The following is a 21,728-nucleotide window of genomic DNA, read 5'->3' on the forward strand; positions in this document are numbered from 1 at the left end:
GAAACCGCCCGACGTGAAGCCGATTCCGGTCCCGATACCGAAGCCCGTCGTGAGCGAACCGGCACCGCCAAAGATCATTAAGCCGCCAGCCGCAGTCAAGGTGAATCTCGCTACCGCCTCTGCGGCCCACGTGCCCAATAACGATGCACATCCCACGGCTGTGCGCCTGGGACAGGCCGACAACCCGCTGAAGCCACTGACCGGACCTGCCGTATCTCGCGTCAACCTGGGGGGGCAGGGCATTCCCGGGATGAACGCCTCCAACACCGGCAGCGGTCCACATGCGACCTCAGTCAGCCTCGGCTCCGGCTGCCCGAACTGCACCAGCATCAATGGCCACGACAATGGGTCGCATGAGGTCAAGGGCGTAAAGCTAGGTACCCCAGGCAGCAACGGGCCCCTGAACTCGACGAACTATGCAAACGCGCCGAGGCAGGTTCAGCTGCAAACTGCTGCAGCCCCTCCGGCTGCAAATACCCCTCAGATCCGCTCCTCCGCTGCCGCCACACCACCGCGGGTTACCTACAAGCCCACTCCGGTCTACACTGCTGAAGCCAAGTCTCTGCATCTGGAGGGAAATGTCTCTGTGCGGATCCGTGTCATGGCGTCCGGGGCCGTTGAGGTTCTGGGTGTGACCAGCGGTCTCGGCCACGGCCTTGATGAATCCGCCAGACAAGCCGTTATGGGTACTCGATTTCAACCTGCAAAAGACGCCTCAGGAAACCCGGTCGACTGGGAAGGCGTCGTAAAAGTCAACTTCCAAATGAGCTAATCTACAGATAGACAAGCTCTTATCAGAAAACTCGACGCACAAGACTTTATTGAAGTCCTGCACACTGTGCCGAAACGTTTGAACGGGACGCCCGATTGCGGCATCCGATGAACCAAAAGGAGTCTTTAGACATATTATGAATCTCCGGACAAAACTCACTGCCGCCGTGACCCTTTCACTTCTGGCTGCCTCGGCCCTGCCAGCTGCCGCTGGCCCCTTCGGGAAGAAAAAGACCGACCAAACGGTCTCTCGCAAACCGAGCCCAGCCCAGAACGCCTTGATCGACAAGGCGATCACCCGTGAAGCGGCAGTGATCAAAGCCCTCAAGGAGCGCCAACCCCTCGTCGAGACCTACATTCAGAACATGCGTCCCGACGCGGCCATGATCCAGGTCCCTGAGGCAGATGCGCACTACCTGACTCGCATCAACTTCGGCAAAGAGATCACGCAGACCAGCTACGCCGAAGGCAAGCACGATTCAAGCGACGGTAAAACTGGGAAACTCGACGGCATCAAACACGCTTTTAGCGGCCTGTCCGGCCTGACCAAGACCCTGCATCTCAGCTATGACGAGGGCGGTTTCGTCCGCATGGTCGTCATCGATTCCAACGGACCGAATGGCGATGGCTTCGATCGCCAGCACTATAACTTCTACTTCGTCCGCAATGATTTTCTCGGAACGGTTCCGACTGTCGTCTTCGATGTTGAGCCCGTCAAGAAAAGTGCTGGCCGCTTCTTCGGCCGCGTCTGGGTCGAGCGCAACGGCGGCAACATCGTCCGCTACAACGGCGACCTGGCCGGTGAGGATAAGGACCGCGCCGAGTACTATCACTTCGACTCGTGGCGCACCAACGTGGGAGAGGATCTCTGGTTGCCTACCGCCTCCTACATCGAAGAGACCGACCCCAAGAGCCCCGCGCACGTGCTGAAGTTCAAGGCCGTCAACCACATCTGGGGTTACTCCCTGAAGGTTCCGAATAAAGACGCTGACCAGACCAGCCTGGAAGTAGAAGGCGCGATCGACACCAGTCAGCAGGCACCGGACGTCAGCCCGCTGCAGGCGCAGCGTGAGTGGGTCCAGCAGGCCGAGGATAACGTCATCGACCGTCTCTACACCGCCGGCCTGATCGATGCCCCCAGCGACTTCGACAAGACTCTCTCGGATCTCGCGAACAACATCCTCGCTTACAACCAGATTCCAACATCGCGCCCCCTCAAGGTCCGCATCCTGCTGACGACACCCCTGGAGTCGCTGGCCATCGGCAACACGATCTTGATCTCCAAGAGCCTGATCGACACGACGGCTATCCCTTCGGCCGACGGCGCGCAGCAGGCAGGCAACCTGAACGCCTTGCTGGCCTTCCAGGTAGCGCACATCATTCTCGGCCACCGCATCGACACCAAGTATGCCTTCAGCGACCGTCTGCTCTTCCCCAGCCAGGCCGCCTTCCAGAAGTTGCCGATGCACCATACCAATGCCGACAATCTGGAAGCTGCCAAGAAGGCTATGGAGCTGTTGAGCGTCAAGGACCTCGCCGACGGCCAGCAGTACTTCGCTCTCTACCTCCAGCAGCTTCAGGCTCGGCAGAGAGGGCTGCAGCAACTCACTCAACCCCAGATCGGCGACAGCCTGTTGAAGCCCGACGGCTCCTTCTGGATGCAGGCCATCATCTCCAAGGGCCCCAAGCTCGACAACAACGACCTGAAGCAACAGGGAGCAACGCCTCTGGGCCAGTACCTCCGCTACGATCCCTGGACCGACCAGGTCATCCAGCTGCACACCACCTACGAGCCTTTGTTGAGTTCGCGCGACAAGATCCCGTTTGAGATCACACCGGTTTACCTGCGGCTTGCCTACTGGCAGCCCTCCGCAGCTCCAGCAGCCGCTCCTGCACCCGGAGCCACCGTAGTACCGGTCCCGGCTGATCCAAATGCGGCTCCGACAGCAGCACCTGCCGATACAACGAACCCGCCAGCGGCAGCACCTGCTCAGCCTGCAACGGCTCCAACAACCGGTACGGCTAACCCGCCGCAGAACTAACCGTGCTTCTCGGCGGTATTGATGGAGACTCCTCGTTGAAGAATCTTATCTTGGCTCTCTCATTCACGTTTGCCTGCAGCTCGATGGCTCTGGCGCAGTCCACTCCGGCTGCCAGCCGGCTCGGCGACCTGCAGGTAGGCGGGACCCTCACCCATGCCTATCCCGACTTCGGAACTACTAACCTCAACGGTTTTGGGTTCTACAGTGACTTCGACTTCCGCAGGCACATCGGGGCAGAGGTCGACTTTCACGAGCTGAATCAGTACCAGGGTGCTGCCAATGCACGGATTTATGAGCGGAGCTATGAAGCTGGCGGCCGGTACTTCTGGAACTTTGGCCGATTCAAACCGTATGCTAAGGGTCTGTACGGTCGTGGGGTTTTCAATTTCCCTCTTACGGATGCTAGTCTTCCGCGTGCCAACCTTGCCTACAACACACTCAACCTGGGTGCCGGCGTGGACATCGCAGTCCTGAAGCATCTCAACGTCCGTGCCGAGTATGAGTATCAGCACTGGTTCGGATTTCGGCAGAATAGCCTGACACCGCAGCTTATTACCGTTGGAGTTGCGTATCACTTCCCGCCCGGCAAGCCTCGTCGTCGTTAGCTCGCCTCTGGACGATCCTACTCAAACACGGCAAAGCCCCGGACCTTCCGGGGCTTTGTTATTGGATCTGGGTATGGGGTGCAAAAGACATAAAGTCACCCGTACCCGCTAAATGATTTGGTCCGGGTAGCATTACCCAATCATCGTTAAACGCTCATGAGTGGCGGATATCACACCTTTATCTTGTTCAATAAGAGGGAGATCCAAACGAAAGAGGCCCGGCAATCGCCGGGCCTCTTTACTACACTTGAATCAAACTTTTCTAGAAATGGTACGCAAGACCGATCGACGGCATCGACAACACTTCATAGCGGTTGGTCTTGAAGTTGGCGTAGCCAAAGTCAGGAGCCTTGAGCAGGAAGGCACGATACTCCGCACGGATGTCGAAACTGGGGCTGATCTCGTAAGCCACGCCGCCACCGAAGAGAGCCCCGATGTTGGTGTTTTGCTTGAGACTGAGCACCTGCGTGCCATAATCCCGAATCGGCGAGAAGATCATGCCGCCCACGCCGACCTCAAGGAACGGATTGTAGTTCTTGTAGTTCCGCGAGTAGACGTAGGCTCCGGATATCTCCTGCTGCCGGGAGTGGACATACAGCTTATTGACACCAAAACTGGGGTTGCTATACCTGTCCGAGTTCTGCAAGAACGAGTAGTTAACCTCCAGCCCACTGCGCGGTGTCACCGAGTAACGGTAGCTTCCGAGAAAACCCAGAGCACCCGTGGTGTTCTCCGTCACTCCAGCAGCACCATGCACTTCTGGACCAAACAACCCGTAAGCGCTCGCACTCACATCTTGCCGGCTTTCCTGGGCGGAACCCACGGCGGCGGTGCATACCAGCAGAGCGCCAAGCAACATCATCTTCTTCATGCTTGCAGAAATCCCTTCGCAATCGCTCCCCGTGCCCATTGCCCTGCAATAACTTTCACAGAGCACGACCGAACCCGCGGCGCGCTAATGACTAATTGTACCCGCTCGCCGCACTACTGCGCGGGCTGACCGCTGCGTTTCTCGAATGAATCGGCTCCGGCACCACCTCTACTGCAAAAACGAAGGGCCTCCGCAGAGGCCCTTCGTGTGTTACATGCATACGGCTCCAAGCATTATTCCTACGCTGAAGGAGGCGGAGGCGCACCACCGTTACCGTTTTGCTGATCGCCTCTATGCTCGCGCATCTGCGCCTGCAGTGCGGCGTACTTTGTCTTCTGGTCGGCAGTCAGGACGCCTTGCACTTTGGTGTCTTCATCCTGACGCAGCGCTTCCATCTGGGTATGGCGGTCTTCCCGCGAGAGCGACGTGTTTTGCCACAACGCCTGCCCCTTGGTCTGCTCATCGGTGAAGATTGCCTTCACCTGTGCGGTCTGGTCGTCCGAAAGGCCCAGAGCCTTCTGCAGGTGGGCGGCGTGCTGTTCGGGATTCATCATGCCGCCACGACCATGGGGTCCGCCCTGTGTCTGTCCCTGCGACGGAGGAGGCGGTGCATCCTGCTGCGCCATGGCTGGCAGCACGGCCAGCATCGCTCCGCACAGCAGCACGGCTGCCGTGCGCATTCTCTTCGTTTCCATTGCATTCGGCATCATGAGTCAACTCGCTTTCATCTCGCAACAATAGGCTGTTCCGCGTGACCGGATTGGCAACACTCACAGCTACTGCTTAAAGACGTGGGCTTCTCAGAAAGGTTCCCCGGTTTGGGACTATTTCGGTAGTTCTGGTCTTTGTTATTGGTTTTGAGATAGGTCCGAGTTTTAGCCCCCTGAGATAGGCTTTTTGTTTTCCTAGGTATATCGTGCAGCCGCGATATACCGCCCCTTCAGGGCTCTACTTTCTTTGGGTCCGTAACCCAGAGCTACGGAGACACGGCGAGCAAAAAACGCTCGCCGTGTCTCCTCCACCCTTGATGCAGGTCTCTCCGCTACGGCGGCAAAAGCGCCGCGTCGCACCCCAGCGAACAGAGAACGTTCGCCGGGGGCCCCGCACTCCGGTCGAGATGACAGTTCTGTGGTGATTCATGTGCATCTCACAGCGCCGTTAAGCTCGTTCCGCGATAAAGCAGAATGGGTCGCCGTGCTCCTCGGCGTGTTTTTCGACCACCTGGAGGAAGGCGCGTGCGGCGTGGCTTAGGGCTGCCTGCCGCCGGTAGACCAGCCGCAGTTTGCGCTCGACCTGCAGCTCCGGCACCGCAATAGCAACCAGCTCGCCCGACTCCAATTCGACCTCGACGGTCAGCCTCGGAACCAGAGCCACTCCATTGCCGCGCTGGACGAAGCGCTTGATGGCCTCCAGCGACGGCAGCTCGACCTCCATCTGCAAGGGCGTCTTGTGCCGCTTGAAGGCTCCGATCACCTTCTGGCGCAGCGGCGAGGCTACATTGTGGGCCACAAATATCTCGCGCCCCAACCGCTGGATAGAGGCCTTGCCCTCCTTCGCCAGCGCGTGGCCGGGACTCACGATGCATACCAGTTCGTCGCGGTACACCAGCATCGACCGCACCTGCGGATCGTCCGGACGAAAACTGACCACGCCCAGCTCCACCGAGTGCTGGAGCACCTCGTCGGCGATGCGGCTGGCCAGTGCCCGCTGTACCGCGACCTTTACCCGCGGGTGCTCGCGCCGGAAGGCATCCAGCACCGGCAGCAGGTAGAGGCAGGTGTACTCGTTGGCCGCCAGGTTCAGCCGGCCGGTATGCAGCGAACGCAGGTCGACCAGCGCAGAGGCCGCATCCGACCTGAGGTTCAACATCTTCTCGGCATATTCACGGAGTACGCCACCCGCATCGGTCAGCGTGCCATCGCGCGAAGAGCGATCCAGCAGGGTCTCGCCAAGTTCCGCCTCGAGCTTGGCGATCACCTGACTGACCGCAGGCTGAGTCCGGTGCAGCCGAGCGGCTGCGCGGGAAAAGCTGCGTTCCTCGGCTACCGCCAGAAACGTCTCTAACTGGAACAGATCCACGAGTCCCTGGCCTTTCTTTCTTTGCGAAATCCAACTTCTTTCGTACCCTATGCGTAACGACCCTTGCCATTGCTTTTCAGCCGCAGAAAAGAGTACCGTTTTCACAGGCTGGCGTCGCCTATACCGGCATTAGAAATTCGCATACATCCCGCTTACAGCATAAGTGTACGTTATGCTTAGGTCGAGACGGAAAGGTTCTATCCATGGCAAGTTCCAATCAGATCGTCTTCTTCGACACCACCCTGCGCGACGGCGAGCAGTCGCCCGGCTGCACGATGCACCCGGTCGAAAAACTGCGCTTCGCGCATCAGCTTGCCGCTCTTGGCGTGGATATCATCGAGGCCGGCTTTCCGATCGCGTCCGCAGGCGACTTCGACTCGGTGCGAACCATCGCCAAAGAGGTCAAGGGTGTGCGCATCGCCGCGCTGGCAAGAGCCAAGCAGGCGGACATTGAATCAGCCGCCCGCGCCGTGGAACCCGCTCAGAACAACCGCATCCATACCTTTCTTTCCTCCTCCGACATCCATCTCGAACACCAGATGAGGATGTCCCGGGCACAGGCACTCGATCTGGCCGCGGAGTCAGTACGCAGGGCTCGCTCCTTTGTGGACAACGTCGAGTTCTCGCCCATGGACGCGACTCGCACCGAAGCCGCTTTCCTCTGTGAGATGGTCAAGGTTGCCGTGCAGGCCGGAGCCACCACCATTAACATTCCGGACACCGTCGGCTATGTGACACCGTCCGAATACGCTGCCATCTTTCGCATGTTGAGAGAGCTCCCGGGTATGGAAGGGGTCATCTTCTCCACGCACTGTCACGACGATCTTGGCCTCGCCGTTGCCAATACGCTGGCCGGCATCGAGGGTGGAGCGCGTCAGGTCGAAGTAGCCGTCAACGGCATCGGCGAACGCGCTGGAAATGCCGCCCTGGAAGAAGTAGCTGCAGCGCTGCTGGTACGCCGCGACGTTCTGCCCTACACCTCGAACATCGTGAATACACAGCTCTATCCCACCAGCGCGCTGCTGGCCGAGATTGTGGATCATCCCGTCGCCCCCAACAAGGCTGTCGTCGGCAAAAATGCCTTTGCCCACGAAAGCGGCATTCATCAACACGGTGTCCTGGCCAACCCGCTCACCTACGAGATCATGACGCCTGGCTCCGTCGGCGTTACGGCCACAACGATCGTGTTGGGCAAACACTCCGGCCGGCGCGCCCTCGAGCACCGCCTCACCGAACTCGGCCACACGCTCACACGCGAAGAGCTCGACACCGTCTACCACCGCTTCACCGAACTGGCGGACCGCAAGAAATCCATCTACGACCAGGACATCGTCGCCCTGCTCAGCACGCACAGCGCCGAGCCACTAGCAACTCCAGTCCCGTAGAGTCGCTGCTTTCGCACTTGCCGTTACGCATTGCTTTTGTCGTTGTATTTGCTTTTCTGGTTGTCATTCCCCTGAGCGAAGTCGAATGGGGAATCTGCTTCCCGGATCACCACTGCACTTGAAGGATAGGTAATGAAGCTGAAGATCGCAGTTCTCGCCGGCGACGGCATCGGCCCTGAAGTAACCCACGAGGCCACACAAATTCTCCAGGCAGCAGCCGAGTTCGGTGGCCACGAGTTCACATTCACCGAAGCTCTCATCGGCGGCGTCGCCATTACGGCCAATGGCACCCCCTTGCCCCAGACCACGATCGATATGTGCCTGGAAAGCGATGCTGTTCTGCTGGGCGCGGTCGGCGACAACAAGTTCAACCACCTGACCCCGGACAAGCGTCCCGAGGCCGGCCTGCTGCAGATCCGGCAGGAACTGGGCGGCTTCGCCAACCTCCGCCCCTCGGTCGCCTACCCCGCGTTGTCGGAGAACTCTCCGCTGCGTCCCGAGGTTACAAAGGGTGCGGACATTCTCTTTGTGCGCGAGCTGCTTGGCGGTCTCTACTTCGGCCAGCCGCGCTGGTGGAACAAGGAAGGCAACGGCGGCGGCGAAGCCATCAACACCATGCGCTACACCCGCGACGAAGTTGTCCGCGTGGCGCGCGTCGCGTTCGAGCTGGCGCAGAAGCGCCGCAAGAAGCTCACCTCCGTCGACAAGGCGAATGTGCTGGAGTGTTCGCAGCTCTGGCGCGCTACGGTCGATTCCCTCAAGGGCGACTACCCCGATGTCACGGTCGAACACCAGCTCGTCGACTCGATGGCGATGCACCTGATGAACATCCCACGCAACTTCGACGTGGTGCTCACCGAGAACCTCTTCGGCGACATCCTCTCCGACGAGTCCGGTGTCATCACCGGTTCGCTCGGCATGCTGCCCTCAGCGACCATCGGCGGCAAGGTCAACCTCTATGAGCCCGTACACGGCTCCGCACCGGACATCGCTGGAACGGGCAAGGCCAATCCTCTAGGCGCGATCCTGACCGCCGCGATGGTGTTGCGCCACTCCGGTGGACTCGAGCAGGAGGCGGTGGCCATCGAAGCCGCTGTGGCCAAGGTGCTTGAGGCTGGCCATCGCACGGCAGATATCGCGCGTGGCAACACCGCGGCCAATGTCACGACACAACAGATGGGCAAGCTCGTGCATCAGGCGCTGGCTGAGTCGATCGATCGGCATCAGTCGCTGCACGCTGTTTAGGGATTAGGTTTTTGTTGTCGCTTTTGCTCTTCTTGTTGTCATTCCCGCAGGGAATCTGCTGTTTCCTGGCGACACCACAAAGACGCTGGTTTCAAACAAGAGCCAAGTAACGCTGTGGCCACAAGAGCAGAAGCAGATTCCCTTCGGGAATGACAACAAGAAGAGCAAAGACAAGAGCAGAAGCAAAAGCAACGACAATCATGCGCACGACTCTCCAACTCGCCGCCATCCTCCTCCTCACCGGAGCAACGGCGACACGTGCGCAGATCACCAATCCCGACAACCTCGTTGCCCCTCCACCAAAACCACCCCAGATCCGTCATCAGCAGCCGGAGGATGATCTCCAGTGGCTATGGCGGTACGCGAAGCCTGCTCCCGATGGCACGAAGTCCGGCCTCCTCACCGACCTGCGCTTTAAGACTCTGCTGCAAGCAAACCTCAATGCTCCGCAATCGATGTGGGGCCTGGGCATTCCGCTTAACGAAGCGGCACAAACTTTTCTTGGCGGCGATGGCAAAGTCGCCAGTACCGACAATCGCCATCTCACCATCACCGGCTGCGTCGTCGAACACTGCGCGCAGCGTGGTTTGCTCTTCACCGATCTGGCCGCCAGTAAAAGTGAACGTACGCCGCTTGTCGTCTTTGCAGCGCTGCGCTGGAATGAGCAGGACCGCACGCCCGATGACTCTCACGCGCCCTTCACGCTCTGGATCTTTCCCTCGCGCGAACTCAACGCGCAGCAACTCCCGCAATCGTTGAAAGATTCCCTCTCCGCCTTCGTCGGCGGAGGATGCAAGGCACCTAATATCACCAACGCCATCGTTGTCGATCCCGACGGCGTTCCACACATCATCGGCGCACTCGATGCCGGTATCCAACCAGCCTACTGCCCTCCGGGTATCGATCCGAATCAGGCATCTCGTCAAGGAACACACTCATGAGCACACAGAACAGCGTTCAAGCCATCGCCCCTCGCACCCTATTCGAAAAGGTATGGCAGCAGCACGTCGTCGCCGAGCCCGCCGGCGAGCCGACAATTATCTACATCGATCTCCAACTCGTGCATGAGGTCACCTCACCGCAGGCTTTTGACGGCCTGCGCCTCGCCGGCCGCAAGCTGCGCCGCCCGGATCGCCACATCGCGACCGTGGATCACAATGTGCCCACAACCTCGGTGCAGGACCGTCTCGTGATCGCCGACCAGATCTCCAATGCGCAGGTGAATGCGTTGCGCAAGAACTGCGCCGAGTTCGGCATCGAGTTCTTCGATGTGCAGGACGCCGCACAAGGCATCGTGCACATGATTGGCCCCGAGCTTGGTGCCACTAAGCCCGGCATGACCATCGTCTGCGGTGACTCGCATACCTCCACGCACGGAGCCTTCGGTGCGCTGGCCTTCGGCATCGGCACCAGCGAAGTCGAGCACGTGATGGCCACGCAGACGCTGCCACAATCGAAGCCCAAGACCTTCCGCATTAATGTAGAAGGAGAACTTCCTTACGGCGTCACCGCGAAGGACATCATCCTCGACATCATCGGTCGCATCGGCACGGATGGTGCGACAGGCTACGTCGTCGAGTACGCAGGATCAGCTATCCGCGCGCTTTCGATGGAAGGCCGCATGACCATCTGCAACATGAGCATCGAAGCCGGCGCGCGCGCGGGCATGATCGCTCCCGATGAGACGACCTTCAACTACCTCAAGGGTCGCCGCTTCGTTCCTCAAGGTGAAGCCGAATGGAACCTGGCCGTCGAGCAATGGCGTTCGCTCGTTACGGATGAAGGCGCAACCTTCGACCGCGAACTCAACATCGACGCCACCAAACTCGCGCCCAGCGTTACCTGGGGCACGTCGCCCGGTATGGTCACCACCATCGACAGCACGGTGCCCTCCATCGACGATGCTCCCAGCGAAGCCGACAAAAAATCGTTCTCGCGCGCCCTGGAGTACATGGACCTGAAGCCCGGCACTAAGATCGAAGACATCAACGTCGACGCAGTCTTCCTTGGCTCCTGCACCAACGCACGCATCGAAGACCTCCGCGCCGCAGCAAAGATTGTCGATGGTTACCATGTGGCGACGACAGTTCGCGCGATGGTAGTACCCGGTTCGCAGTCGGTGAAGCATCAGGCCGAAGAAGAAGGCCTCGATCGGGTCTTCAAGACTGCAGGCTTCGAGTGGCGCGAACCCGGCTGTTCGATGTGCCTCGGCATGAACCCCGATATCCTTCAGCCCGGCGAGCGTTGCGCCTCCACCAGCAATCGCAACTTTGAAGGCCGCCAGGGCCGCGGTGGCCGCACACATCTGCTGTCCCCTGCGATGGCCGCCGCCGCCGCGATCACCGGCCATCTCACCGATGTCCGCCACTGGAAGTTCAACAACAGCAAAGGAGGTTCGCGCTAATGACGCCCATCAATATCATCACCGGCACTGCTGCTCCCCTGCCGCTGCCGAACATCGACACGGACCAGATTATTCCGAAGCAGTTCCTCAAGCGCATCGAGCGCACCGGCTACGGCGAGTTCCTGTTCTTCGACTGGCGCTACAATCTCGACACGCCGGACCACGTCTCCGAGCGCAAGGACTTCGTGCTGAACAAGCCCGAGTACAAGGGGGCGGAGATCCTCATCGCCGAGAAGAACTTCGGCTGTGGCAGCTCGCGTGAGCATGCGGCCTGGGCGATCAACCAGTACGGCTTCCGCGCAGTCATCGCGCCCAGCTTCGCCGACATCTTCTTCTCGAACGCGGGCAAGAACGGCATCATCCTCTGCCGCCTCACCGAAGACGAAGTGGCGACGCTGCTCGACCGCTGCACGAAAGACCCAAAGCATACGCTCACGATCAATCTGGAAGCCCAGACTGTTACCGACGAGCAAGGCTTTAAGGCCCACTTCGACATCGACCCATTCCGCAAACACTGCCTGTTGAACGGCCTCGACGACATCGGCCTCACCCTGCTGCACGAGGCCGAACTCGACAGCTACGAAGCGAAGCATAGTGAAGAGTTCTGGCTCGCACCGAAGGCTGCTGCATAGTTTTTGTTTTTCTGTTTGTCATTCCGAGCGCAGTGAGGAACCTGCTGTCTCCCGTTCTTCGCTCGCATCACCACTGCACTACACGGAGAGAAAATGAGCAGCACCGGCAAGAAGAACTCCATCGTCCTCACCGAAGGCCCATCCCGCGCCGCAGCCCGCGCCATGCTTCGCGGCGTCGGCTTCAGTAAGGAAGATCTGCACAAGCCGATCATCGGTATTGCCAATACCTGGACCGAGATCGGCCCCTGCAACTACCACCTCCGCGATATCGCCGAGGCGGTCAAGCAGGGCGTTCGCGAAGCCGGCGGCACGCCGATGGAGTTCAACACTGTCACCATCTCCGACGGCATCACGATGGGCACCGAGGGCATGAAGGCCTCGCTCATCTCGCGCGACATGATCGCCGACTCCATCGAGCTGGTGGCTCGTGGAAACAGCTTCGACGGGCTGGTCTGTATTGCAGGCTGCGACAAGAACATGCCCGGCGCGGTGATGGCGCTCGCCCGTCTCGATATCCCTGGCCTCATGCTCTACGGCGGCTCCATCGCGCCCGGCCACTTGCACGTAGGAGCAGACGGCAAAACGCCCGATGCCTCCAGCAAGACCGAAATCGATATCACCATCCAGCAGGTCTTCGAAGCCATCGGATCACACGCTGCCGGGAAGATTACCGACGAGCAGCTCGAAGCCGTTGAAGCCTCCGCGTGCCCGGGCCCCGGCGCCTGCGGCGGCCAGTTCACGGCCAACACCATGGCGATGGCCGGCGAGTTCCTCGGCATCTCGCCTATCCAGATCACCGGCGTCCCTGCGATGTCGAAAGAGAAGCACGCGGCCTCGCGCGAGGCCGGCAAGATCGTGATGGATCTCGCACGCGCCGGCCTCAAGCCCTCGCAGATCATCACGCGCGAGTCGCTGGAAGACGCGATCGCCGCTGTCTGTGCATCGGGCGGCTCAACGAACGCCGTGCTGCACCTCATCGCCATTGCCAAGGAGCTCGACATTCCGCTCACGGTCGATGACTTCGATACCATCAGCGAGAAGACGCCGTTCATCTGCGACCTCCAGCCCGGCGGCAAGTACGTTGCCAAGGACTATCAGGATGCTGGTGGGTCAAGAGTTCTCGCTCAGCGCCTGATCGACAAAAAGCTGCTGCACGGCAAGACGCCTACCGTTACCGGCAAGACGCTTCGCGAAGAAGCCACCGCAGCAGACGAGACACCCAACCAGCCCGTCATCCGCGCGTGGGACAAAGCGCTCAAGCTCACCGGTGGTCTTGTCATCCTCAAGGGCAATCTCGCGCCCGAAGGCTGCGTGGTCAAGGTCGCCGGCCATGAGCGCATTCACCACACCGGCCCGGCACGCGTCTTCGATAGCGAAGACCTCTGCTTCGCTGCCGTCAACGAGGGCAAGATCAAGCCGAACGACGTGCTGGTCATCCGCTATGAAGGACCGCGCGGCGGTCCCGGTATGCGCGAGATGCTCGCCGTTACTGCCGCAGTCAAAGGTATCCCTGAGCTTTCCGAGACCGTGGCCTTGCTCACCGACGGCCGCTTCTCCGGCGCAACCCGCGGCCTTATGGCAGGCCACGTCGCTCCGGAGGCTCAGCTCGGCGGTCCCATCGGCGCAGTGCACGAAGGCGACACAATCACCTTCGACATCCCCGGCCGCAAGCTCACGCTCAATGTCCCGGACGAAGAGATCGCCGCCCGGCTCAAAGATTTCAAAGCACCCGCACCTCGCTACAAACGCGGAGTGTTTGCGAAGTATGCAAACTCCGTAAGCAGCGCGAGTGAAGGTGCTGTTACCACCTAGTAGTTGTAGTTGTTTGTTTTTGTAGTTGCTGTTGTTTGTTCTTCGCCGTCATCCTGAGCCGTAGGCGAAGGACCCCCGAATTTTGCACGATGCACATGGAGCGAATAACGTTATGGCCAAACAGGGTTATGTTTATATCCTCGCAAGCAGCTTCAAGCGTCTGTATATCGGGGTTACTACCGATCTGGAAGCACGTATGCACAAGAACAACCACTTCCCAGATAGCTTCACAGCCCGCTATAAGATCGACAGTCTTGTTTATTACGAAACACATGGTTTGGTTGTACGGGCCATTGCTCGCGAGAAAGAGTTGAAGGGATGGTTACGCTCTCGCAAGATTGCTTTGATTGTGGAGAGCAATCCGGATTGGAAAGATTTAAGCGCGGATTGGGGTAAGCCCATTACGTTGTTCGATGGAAGCAAAGCGTTCTGAGGATGTCCTAAGGCGGACGTGACGACACCAGATTCGGGGGTCCTTCGCCTACGGCTCAGGATGACGGCGGAAAAACAAACAACGGCAAGAACAACAGCAAGAACAACGGCAAGAACAACAGCAAGAACAACGGCAGCAGCAACAGCAACGACAAAAAAAGCTTTACCTCTGAGGTACGCATGGGATTCTTCGACAAGATCTTCGGCAAGCAGCAAGCACCCGCGACCCCGCAGCCGGAGCATGCCATCGTTATTCATCTCAATAGTGAGATCCTGGATGAATCGGTCTACAGAAACTGCGACACGGTCACGCTCGACGGACTTCTCACCAAGGCGCTCGGCGCTCATGGAGTGGTCAGCAGTACAGAGTCGCGCGCGACTGAGACTGTCCTGTTTCTCTATGGCGCGGATTCCGAAAAGATGTTCTCGCTGATTAGCCCAGTCCTCAACTCTTACCCGCTTTGCAAAAGCGCAAAAGTCATTCTTAGAGCCGGATCGTCCGGTTCGCCGGAACGCGAGATAACAGTTTAGTGACACGACCACAAGGTCAAGAATTCGACACGCAACCCGCAGCAAAGGAGTAAACGATGGCCAACAAATCACAGCAGCATCCCACCCTCACCGGAGCCGAGATCCTTTGGGCCGCACTCGCGGGCGAAGGCACAACGACTGTCTTCGGTTATCCCGGCGGCGCCATTCTGCCTATCTACGATGCGCTGCGCAAGTTTCCGACGATTCACCACATCCTCGTTCGCCACGAGCAGGGCGCGGCACATATGGCCGATGGCTATGCCCGCGCCAGTGGCGCTGTCGGTGTCTGCATGGCAACCTCTGGCCCCGGAGCGACCAACCTGGTGACCGGCCTGGCCACAGCCATGCTCGATAGCATCCCCATCGTGGCCATCACCGGCCAGGTGTCCAGCAAAGTCCTGGGCAGCGATGCCTTCCAGGAAGTCGACATCACCGGCATCACGCTGCCGATCACCAAACACAACTTCCTTGTCACGCGCGCGGAAGACATCGCACCCACCGTCCGGCTGGCGTTTCAGATCGCCCGCTCAGGACGACCCGGCCCCGTGCTCGTCGACATCACCAAGGACGCGCAGCAAGGCACCGCAACCTTCTCGTTCGAGGCGGCCAAGCCGCATCCCTATCGTCCGCATCCGATGCTCAGGGCCGAGTCCTCGTCAATCCGCGAAGCGATCGAGCTGATTCAGCAAGCGAAGAAGCCCATCATCCTCGCCGGCCACGGCATCGTCGAGTCCGGCGCGGAGAAGGAAGTCATCGCCTTCGCCGAAGCTCAACAGATTCCCATCGCCAGCACGCTGCTTGGCCTCGGCGCTGTTCCAGCAGCGCACCCCTTGCAGCTGGGCATGATGGGCATGCATGGAGAGTCGTGGGTGAACAACGCCATCCAGCAGGCTGACCTGCTGCTCGCGTTCGGCATGCGCTTCGACGACCGCGTTACCGGCAACCTCGCCAGCTACGCGCCTAACGCGAAGAAGATCCACATCGAGATCGACCCTTCCGAGATCAACAAGAACGTTCGCGCGGATGTGGCGCTCATCGGCGATCTCAAAGAGGTGCTGCAACTGCTATTGCCGCTGCTTCCCAAGAACTCCGACACCAGCTGGCTGAAGGAGATCAACGCCAGCAAGGGCACGGCTGCTGTCCGCGACATCATCAACCTTCCCGATAACGGCCATCTCTACGCTGCACACGTCATCCACGACATCTGGCGCGAGGCGCAGGCTGCGGGCCGTCTGGAGAACACCATCATCGTCACCGACGTAGGCCAGCACCAGATGTGGGAGGCCCAGTACTTCAAGCACGAGGCACCCCGTTCTCTGGTCACCTCCGGCGGCCTCGGCACGATGGGCTTCGCGTTGCCCGCAGCCATCGGTGCAAAGGTCGCATGCCCCGAGAAAGATGTCTGGGTCATCGCCGGTGACGGCGGATTCCAGATGACTGCCTCCGAGCTCTCCACCATCGTGCAGGAGAACCTCGCGATCAATATCGCCGTCATCAACAATGGCTTCCTCGGCATGGTGCGCCAGTGGCAGGAGACCTTCTACGAGAAGAACTACTCGGCCTCGCCGATCCTCTCGCCGGACTTCGTGATGCTCGCTGCTGCTCACGGCATCGCCGGGGCGAATGTCGGCAAGCGCGCCGACGTAATACCCACCGTCACCAAAGCCCGCACCAGCGGCAAATGCTTCCTCATCAACTTCCAGGTTGAGAAGGAAGACGGCGTCTATCCGATGATCGCTCCCGGCGCTGCCTTGCATGAGATGGTGCGTCGACCGCAGCATGATCCGTTGCTCGAAACCGCGGAGGATGAGTAACTGTCTTCTCCGTTCCAACTCGAAACCCCACGCCTCCTCCTTCGCCTCTGGCAGGAGCGTGATCGCGAGGCCTTCGCGGCAATGAACGCTGACCTTGGTGTCATGCGTTTCTTCGCCGCGACGAGGACTCGTGCAGAGAGCGATGAGGACATCGACCGTTACCTCGAGCAGTTCGAGCGCGATGGCTTCACCATGTTCGCGGCGGAACTCCGCGAAGACCGCGCCTTCGCCGGCGTTATCGGCATACAAGTCATGCGCGATCCCATTCCCAATCTGCCGCAGCCCGCTGTCGAGATTGGCTGGCGACTTACGCAGGACTGCCAGGGCAAGGGACTCGCCACCGAAGGAGCACGCGCCCTCGTCGATCTCGCCTTCAACGAGCTCCATCTGACAGATCTCGTTGCTATCACCGTTCCTGCCAATACGGCATCCCGTCGCGTGATGGAAAAACTCGGCATGACCCACCGGCCCGAACTCTCCTTCGACCATCCTCGCGTGCCCGTCGAGCACCCGTACAAGCAACACGTTCTCTATAGCCTTCCGAACCCGGCATCGGTGTTGTGCCAGCCTTCGGACTCGAAAGGATACTCATGCGCTCCCCTTTCGTAGCCACTCCTCACTCCGCCCCGCGCCATCGCGTGATTCTGGCCTCGTTGGCTTTTGCGGCGCTGGCTGTCTTGATTCCTGTGCTCGGCTGCAAATCCACACTACCGCCAGCTCCTGCCCCCACGGCGCAGCAGGTGTTGACACCTCCACGCCCAAATGTCCCACCGCCTGCCTTCAAAGTCTTCCATCATGATGAAAGCAGCATCACCCTGGTCACCAAAGAGAACGCTACCGACGAGGAGATTGAGAGCCTGATATGGGAGCTTCGCGATGCGGTTCATGCTCGAACGCTCGACAAGCTGCAGATCAGTCAGAAGCTGGTCGATGACCGCAAACCCATCGTCTGGTTTCATATCTACCGAGGTTCAAAATGCGCTGCTGAAAAATACGCCAGCGGAGCACCACCCTGCGGCGGCAGTTATCACGCAGCCGGCGACTTTACGTACGGTGGCTATACCAATCACGAACGAGACGATGGATCCCTACTCCACGACGAAGACCATCAGATACAACTTTGGAATCCCGACATCCCCTATAAAGCCACGGCCCCATCGGTTTCTAATCCCTAATCCCTGTTCCCTAACTCCTGAGGTCTCATGCTTCACACCTTCGTAGCCCTAGTAGAAGACAAACCCGGCGTACTCACCCGCGTCGCCTCGCTCTTCCGCCGTCTGAGCATCAACATCGTCTCGCTGACGGTCGGAGAATCGGAACGTCCCGACACCTCGCGCATGACTATCGTGTGCGAGGCTCCCGAGAATGCCGCCCACAGGATCAGGGCCTCGCTCTACAAGCTGGAGACCACCGTCCACGTCGATGAGGTCAACCGCGCTCAGGCTGTCGTACGCGAGCTCTGCCTGATCAAGGTTGCCGCCGGACCCGACTCGCCTCACGGCCAGAACTCGCGCTCGCAGGTCTTCGAGCTGGCACAGGTCTTCCGCGCCCGAGTCGTCGACCTCGCACCCGAGTCCATCATGCTGGAGATGACGGGCTCTGCCTCCAAGATCGAAGGCCTGTTGCAGGTCCTGCGTGAGAGCGGCTACGAGGTCCTTGAGGTCTCACGTACTGGACGCATGGCCATGCGGCGCGGCCACCATACCTCCCGCGTGCTGAAGGCTCTCGGTACAAAGACTGCCTCCGCTGACAATATCGACATTCTTGACCCCGACGCGCTGCCGGAGGATGAAGTTCTCCCCACTGAGTTTGGCGAGCATGAAGCATGAGGATGACCGGAACTGCAAACGCAGTTCCAGAGTCCACACAACACATTCGCAATTTCACCATCAACCAACTGACAGAAAGAAGACATCATGGCAAAGACTTACCACGACGCAGACGCAGACCTCTCCCTTATCCAGGCGAAAAAAGTCGCCATCATCGGCTACGGCTCGCAGGGCCATGCCCACGCGCTCAACCTGAAGGACTCCGGCGTTGAAGTCAAGATCGGCCTCCGCGCCGGTTCGCCGAGCGCCAAGAAGGCCGAACTCGCCGGGCTTGAAGTCGGCACCGTTGCGGAGGTCTCCGCCTGGGCCGATGTCATCATGAACCTCACTCCGGACCAGACCGCCGCCAAGGTGTACCACGCGGAGATTGAGCCCAACATGAAGCCGAACGTCACCCTGATGTTCGCGCACGGCTTCAACATCCGCTTCCGCACCATCACACCGCCCCCTACCGCTGACGTCTCGCTCGTCGCTCCCAAGTCGCCCGGCCATCGCGTTCGCGAGGTCTTCACCGAAGGCGGCGGCGTGCCCGCGCTAGTTGCCGTGGAGCAGGATGCCAGCGGCAATGCACTAGCCCTCGCGCTCTCGTACGCCAAGGGCATCGGCAGCACCCGCGCCGGCGTGCTTGAGACCACCTTCACCGAAGAGACCGAAACCGACCTCTTCGGCGAACAGGCTGTTCTCTGCGGCGGAACAGCGGCACTCGTGAAGTGCGGCTTCGAGGTGCTGACCGAGGCCGGCTACCAGCCCGAGCTCGCCTACTTCGAGGTGCTGCACGAGCTCAAGCTCATCGTCGACCTGCTGTACCGCGGAGGCCTGGAGTACATGCGCCACAGCATCTCCGACACCGCTGAGTGGGGCGACTACGTTGCCGGTCCGCGCATCGTCACCGCTGACACCAAGAAGGCGATGGAAGGTCTGCTCGCCGACATCCGTTCGGGTGAGTTCGCGAAGAAGTTCATCGCGGAGAACGAGACTGGCCGCCACGAGTTCGCCCGCATCCGCAAGGAAGAGGCCGCGCACCCGATCGAAAAGGTCGGCGCCGAACTCCGCAAGGCGATGCCTTTCCTCGATCCGGTCAAGGTCGAGAACGGCAACGTCGTCAAGGCATAAGCACCCGCAAGAGCCCTTCCCCTGAAGGGTGCAAAAACTAAAGAGCACCAGATTTCACCGGGCGACGCGGTGAAACCTGGTGCTCTTTTTTTACGACTAATGCTCTTCGATATCCTCCGCCAAGATCAAACGTCACATACAAGAACACCTGATTCCTTTTAGAGGTCGTACGTGAAAACTCTCATCCTGCTTCTCAGCCTGGGCCTAGCTTCTACAGCACAGGCACAAGCCACTTGGAAGGGCCTGTCCTTCGGCCAAACCCGCGACAGCGTACGCGCTGCGCTCGCGGGGCAGAACTTCGACGTCGAGACCAGCCAGGAGGGCTCGCTGCAATCGGTCAGCGACTACCAACTGCTGTTGCCAGGCATGCGCAATGCGCTGCCTCTGCGCGCGGAGTTCCGCTTCACCGACGCCGGCGGCCTGATGGACATAACCCTCTCGCTCGACTTCGCGATCATGAAGCAAAACTTTCCCAGCATCGGCGGCGATGAAGCCTTGCTGAACTTCGCCTCCGACAAGCTCACACGCGCGCTCACCGACAGATATGCCACGCCCATCAGCCGGCAGGCCGATTGCGATGCCGACGCCGCAACCGTCGCCAAGCGGCCGGTAGCCTGTGCCATCAACTGGCACGACCCTGGCCAGTCCGTCGAACTCGACTGGTATACGCATGGGCCGCGGCTCTTCATCCGCTACCAGATGCTCGCACCCGACCTGTAGAGCTACATATCCGCAGGGACCTCGGAACCTTTGCGGGTTACACAGCGTACACACAGGCATGCCTCAGCCGTTGTTTGCCCTTGCCTTTGCGCTCGCGCTCCCCTTCTCGTCTGCGGCATCCCAACAACCGGCAACTCCGGCCGAGACCGCATCCACCGCAGAAGCCATCATGGCGCGCGTAGCCCTCAATCAGAACCAATCCGAGGCCCAGCGCGCCCGCTACGTCTATGTTCAACACGCCCGCACCCTCTCCCGCAAAGGCAAAACCATCCTGTGCGAGGAGATCACAGATTCCCGTGTCACCCCCTCCGGCGCGGACTCACATCAGGAGCTTCTCAAGCTCGATGGGCGGATGCTGGTAAAGCACAAATACATCACCTACACCCACCTGCTTCCTGGGAAAAAGGACGACAAGCCACCAGTAGATGCCGATCACGACAGCCTTTCTATTAGCGTTGGCGATGATGACGATACGGACCGCGACCTTGTCGAAGGTATTCGCGAGCACCTGATCAATGACCAATCCAAAGATGGCATCGGCAAGGGTCTTTTCCCGCTGACCTCGAAGAACCAGCAGGACTATCAGTTCAAGCTGCTAGGGCACGAGCCGCGCAACGGCCACGACTGCTTTCACATTGAATTCCGCCCCAAAGACAAGGACGACTTCGGCTGGAAGGGCGACGCCTACATCGATGCCGCCACCTACGAGCCGGTGTCCGTCCGCACCGTCATGGCGCGCAATATTCCATTCGCGGTTCGCACCTTGATGGGGACCAACGTACCCGGCCTGGGCTTCACCATCCTCTACGCCCCGCAACCGGACGGAGTCTGGTTCCCGGTCAGCTTCGGGACCGAATTCAAGATACACGTGCTGTTCTTCTTCAACCGTGAGATCGTCATCGACGCCCAAAACCGGGACTTCGAAAAGACCCACGTCAGCTCAAAGATCGTCGGGGGTGGAGACCTCGTACAGCCTCCGCAGAAGCCCTGACTCTATTCATTCTGCATGCTAAAGAAAATCGCTCCCCGAAGGGAGCGATTTTCACAACTTGACCACAGGAAACCCACATCCTTTAGGTAGTGACGATCTCCACACCGCGCCAAAAGGCGACATGGTGCTTCACGGTCTTGGCCGCAGGCTTCGGATCGGGGTAATACCAGGCTGCATCGGGGTTCTCCTGGCCGTCTACGAGCACTGTGTAGTAGCGCGCACGCCCCTTCGACGGGCAGTTCGAACTCGTCGAGCTAGGCTTGAGAAAGGCGCGATTTACAGTCTCTTCAGGAAAGTAGATACTGCCTTCGACCGTTTCGATGTTCTCGCTCTCTGCGAGAGTTTGTCCGTTCCAAATTGCCTTCGCCATATCCGCCTTCCAATCATTTCAATTAGATGCAGCAGGCAGGCCCCGGTTTGCATCACTGCAATCTGGGAACTCCTGTGCCGCG

At 59.7% G+C, this 21,728-nt stretch carries 22 protein-coding genes; 18 read left to right on the forward strand and 4 right to left on the reverse strand.

The features are described from left to right. From GSQ91_RS17665 to GSQ91_RS17675, 3 genes are all read left to right on the forward strand, one after another. Positions 1–772: energy transducer TonB (locus GSQ91_RS17665; RefSeq protein WP_216845309.1), on the forward strand; the 772-nt coding region annotated here is incomplete at its 5' end. A 136-nt stretch (positions 773–908) separates the two neighbouring features. Continuing rightward, positions 909–2,813 carry a hypothetical protein gene (locus GSQ91_RS17670; protein WP_158823068.1) on the forward strand — a complete coding sequence of 635 codons (1,905 nt, stop codon included), beginning with the start codon at positions 909–911 and terminating at the stop codon, positions 2,811–2,813. Between the two features lie 35 nt (positions 2,814–2,848). Continuing rightward, positions 2,849–3,418: a porin family protein gene (locus GSQ91_RS17675; protein WP_158823069.1), complete on the forward strand. Its 570-nt coding sequence runs from the start codon at positions 2,849–2,851 to the stop codon at positions 3,416–3,418. Positions 3,419–3,680: 262 nt separating this feature from the next. On the opposite strand, the gene GSQ91_RS17680 is transcribed toward GSQ91_RS17675, so the two are convergent. From GSQ91_RS17680 to GSQ91_RS17690, 3 genes are all read right to left on the reverse strand, one after another. After that, positions 3,681–4,289, reverse strand: a complete 609-nt coding sequence (locus tag GSQ91_RS17680; RefSeq protein WP_158823070.1) for an outer membrane beta-barrel protein — start codon at positions 4,287–4,289, stop codon at positions 3,681–3,683. 239 nt (positions 4,290–4,528) lie between these two features. After that, on the reverse strand, positions 4,529–4,984 hold the full coding sequence (locus tag GSQ91_RS17685; RefSeq protein WP_158823071.1) for a hypothetical protein: 456 nt from the start codon (positions 4,982–4,984) through the stop codon (positions 4,529–4,531). 463 nt (positions 4,985–5,447) lie between these two features. After that, the gene (locus GSQ91_RS17690; protein WP_158823072.1) at positions 5,448–6,368 is read right to left on the reverse strand and encodes a LysR family transcriptional regulator; all 921 of its coding nucleotides are present in this window, start codon (positions 6,366–6,368) and stop codon (positions 5,448–5,450) included. Positions 6,369–6,571: 203 nt separating this feature from the next. Here GSQ91_RS17690 and GSQ91_RS17695 point away from each other — a divergent pair, with 203 nt between their 5' ends. The 15 genes from GSQ91_RS17695 to GSQ91_RS17765 all read left to right on the forward strand — a co-directional run bounded on the left by GSQ91_RS17695 (position 6,572) and on the right by GSQ91_RS17765 (position 21,276). Continuing rightward, positions 6,572–7,753 carry a 2-isopropylmalate synthase gene (locus tag GSQ91_RS17695; protein WP_158823073.1) on the forward strand — a complete coding sequence of 394 codons (1,182 nt, stop codon included), beginning with the start codon at positions 6,572–6,574 and terminating at the stop codon, positions 7,751–7,753. Between the two features lie 132 nt (positions 7,754–7,885). After that, on the forward strand, positions 7,886–8,998 hold the full coding sequence (leuB, locus tag GSQ91_RS17700) for a 3-isopropylmalate dehydrogenase (RefSeq protein ID WP_158823074.1): 1,113 nt from the start codon (positions 7,886–7,888) through the stop codon (positions 8,996–8,998). Between the two features lie 200 nt (positions 8,999–9,198). Continuing rightward, positions 9,199–9,939 carry a hypothetical protein gene (locus GSQ91_RS17705; protein ID WP_158823075.1) on the forward strand — a complete coding sequence of 247 codons (741 nt, stop codon included), beginning with the start codon at positions 9,199–9,201 and terminating at the stop codon, positions 9,937–9,939. Next, on the forward strand, positions 9,936–11,402 hold the full coding sequence (gene leuC / locus GSQ91_RS17710; RefSeq protein ID WP_158823076.1) for a 3-isopropylmalate dehydratase large subunit: 1,467 nt from the start codon (positions 9,936–9,938) through the stop codon (positions 11,400–11,402). Before GSQ91_RS17705 ends, leuC begins: the two co-directional genes overlap by 4 nt. Next, the gene (gene leuD / locus GSQ91_RS17715; protein ID WP_158823077.1) at positions 11,402–12,034 is read left to right on the forward strand and encodes a 3-isopropylmalate dehydratase small subunit; all 633 of its coding nucleotides are present in this window, start codon (positions 11,402–11,404) and stop codon (positions 12,032–12,034) included. Before leuC ends, leuD begins: the two co-directional genes overlap by 1 nt. 93 nt (positions 12,035–12,127) lie before the next feature. Beyond that, positions 12,128–13,846, forward strand: a complete 1,719-nt coding sequence (gene ilvD, locus GSQ91_RS17720; protein ID WP_158823078.1) for a dihydroxy-acid dehydratase — start codon at positions 12,128–12,130, stop codon at positions 13,844–13,846. 112 nt (positions 13,847–13,958) lie between these two features. After that, entirely contained in the window at positions 13,959–14,279 is a 321-nt protein-coding gene (locus GSQ91_RS17725; protein ID WP_158823079.1) for a GIY-YIG nuclease family protein, read from the forward strand. Positions 14,280–14,458: 179 nt separating this feature from the next. Then, positions 14,459–14,809 carry a hypothetical protein gene (locus GSQ91_RS17730; RefSeq protein ID WP_158823080.1) on the forward strand — a complete coding sequence of 117 codons (351 nt, stop codon included), beginning with the start codon at positions 14,459–14,461 and terminating at the stop codon, positions 14,807–14,809. 56 nt (positions 14,810–14,865) lie between these two features. Next, on the forward strand, positions 14,866–16,623 hold the full coding sequence (ilvB, locus tag GSQ91_RS17735) for a biosynthetic-type acetolactate synthase large subunit (RefSeq protein ID WP_158823081.1): 1,758 nt from the start codon (positions 14,866–14,868) through the stop codon (positions 16,621–16,623). Further along, positions 16,624–17,232: a GNAT family N-acetyltransferase gene (locus tag GSQ91_RS17740; RefSeq protein WP_158823273.1), complete on the forward strand. Its 609-nt coding sequence runs from the start codon at positions 16,624–16,626 to the stop codon at positions 17,230–17,232. Further along, positions 17,214–17,798, forward strand: coding sequence for a hypothetical protein (locus GSQ91_RS17745; protein ID WP_158823082.1), 585 nt, complete (start codon positions 17,214–17,216; stop codon positions 17,796–17,798). Before GSQ91_RS17740 ends, GSQ91_RS17745 begins: the two co-directional genes overlap by 19 nt. A 27-nt stretch (positions 17,799–17,825) precedes the next feature. Further along, positions 17,826–18,452 carry an acetolactate synthase small subunit gene (gene ilvN, locus GSQ91_RS17750; protein ID WP_158823083.1) on the forward strand — a complete coding sequence of 209 codons (627 nt, stop codon included), beginning with the start codon at positions 17,826–17,828 and terminating at the stop codon, positions 18,450–18,452. An 84-nt stretch (positions 18,453–18,536) separates the two neighbouring features. Continuing rightward, positions 18,537–19,565 (forward strand): ketol-acid reductoisomerase, encoded by a 1,029-nt coding sequence (ilvC, locus tag GSQ91_RS17755; RefSeq protein WP_371417126.1) that lies wholly within the window; start codon positions 18,537–18,539, stop codon positions 19,563–19,565. A 171-nt stretch (positions 19,566–19,736) separates the two neighbouring features. After that, the gene (locus tag GSQ91_RS17760; protein WP_158823085.1) at positions 19,737–20,285 is read left to right on the forward strand and encodes a hypothetical protein; all 549 of its coding nucleotides are present in this window, start codon (positions 19,737–19,739) and stop codon (positions 20,283–20,285) included. 58 nt (positions 20,286–20,343) lie between these two features. Then, a complete protein-coding gene (locus tag GSQ91_RS17765; RefSeq protein ID WP_158823086.1) occupies positions 20,344–21,276 on the forward strand; it encodes a hypothetical protein in 933 nt (310 codons plus the stop codon). Between the two features lie 82 nt (positions 21,277–21,358). Here GSQ91_RS17765 and GSQ91_RS17770 read toward each other — a convergent pair whose 3' ends face one another. Next, positions 21,359–21,646, reverse strand: a complete 288-nt coding sequence (locus GSQ91_RS17770) for a DUF427 domain-containing protein (protein WP_158823087.1) — start codon at positions 21,644–21,646, stop codon at positions 21,359–21,361. Positions 21,647–21,728 lie beyond the last annotated feature (82 nt).

Source organism: Granulicella sp. S156 (assembly GCF_009766105.1).
Classification (GTDB): domain Bacteria; phylum Acidobacteriota; class Terriglobia; order Terriglobales; family Acidobacteriaceae; genus Granulicella.

Bases quoted from the DNA above. Each gene is read 5' to 3' on its own strand.
- GSQ91_RS17670 (WP_158823068.1), top strand. From the start codon at position 909: ATGAATCTCCGGACAAAACTCACTGCCGCCGTGACCCTTTCACTTCTG.
- GSQ91_RS17680 (WP_158823070.1), bottom strand. From the start codon at position 4,289: ATGAAGAAGATGATGTTGCTTGGCGCTCTGCTGGTATGCACCGCCGCC.
- GSQ91_RS17685 (WP_158823071.1), bottom strand. From the start codon at position 4,984: ATGGAAACGAAGAGAATGCGCACGGCAGCCGTGCTGCTGTGCGGAGCG.
- GSQ91_RS17695 (WP_158823073.1), top strand. From the start codon at position 6,572: ATGGCAAGTTCCAATCAGATCGTCTTCTTCGACACCACCCTGCGCGAC.
- leuB (WP_158823074.1), top strand. From the start codon at position 7,886: ATGAAGCTGAAGATCGCAGTTCTCGCCGGCGACGGCATCGGCCCTGAA.
- GSQ91_RS17705 (WP_158823075.1), top strand. From the start codon at position 9,199: ATGCGCACGACTCTCCAACTCGCCGCCATCCTCCTCCTCACCGGAGCA.
- leuC (WP_158823076.1), top strand. From the start codon at position 9,936: ATGAGCACACAGAACAGCGTTCAAGCCATCGCCCCTCGCACCCTATTC.
- leuD (WP_158823077.1), top strand. From the start codon at position 11,402: ATGACGCCCATCAATATCATCACCGGCACTGCTGCTCCCCTGCCGCTG.
- ilvD (WP_158823078.1), top strand. From the start codon at position 12,128: ATGAGCAGCACCGGCAAGAAGAACTCCATCGTCCTCACCGAAGGCCCA.
- GSQ91_RS17725 (WP_158823079.1), top strand. From the start codon at position 13,959: ATGGCCAAACAGGGTTATGTTTATATCCTCGCAAGCAGCTTCAAGCGT.
- GSQ91_RS17730 (WP_158823080.1), top strand. From the start codon at position 14,459: ATGGGATTCTTCGACAAGATCTTCGGCAAGCAGCAAGCACCCGCGACC.
- ilvB (WP_158823081.1), top strand. From the start codon at position 14,866: ATGGCCAACAAATCACAGCAGCATCCCACCCTCACCGGAGCCGAGATC.
- GSQ91_RS17745 (WP_158823082.1), top strand. From the start codon at position 17,214: ATGCGCTCCCCTTTCGTAGCCACTCCTCACTCCGCCCCGCGCCATCGC.
- ilvN (WP_158823083.1), top strand. From the start codon at position 17,826: ATGCTTCACACCTTCGTAGCCCTAGTAGAAGACAAACCCGGCGTACTC.
- GSQ91_RS17765 (WP_158823086.1), top strand. From the start codon at position 20,344: ATGCCTCAGCCGTTGTTTGCCCTTGCCTTTGCGCTCGCGCTCCCCTTC.
- GSQ91_RS17770 (WP_158823087.1), bottom strand. From the start codon at position 21,646: ATGGCGAAGGCAATTTGGAACGGACAAACTCTCGCAGAGAGCGAGAAC.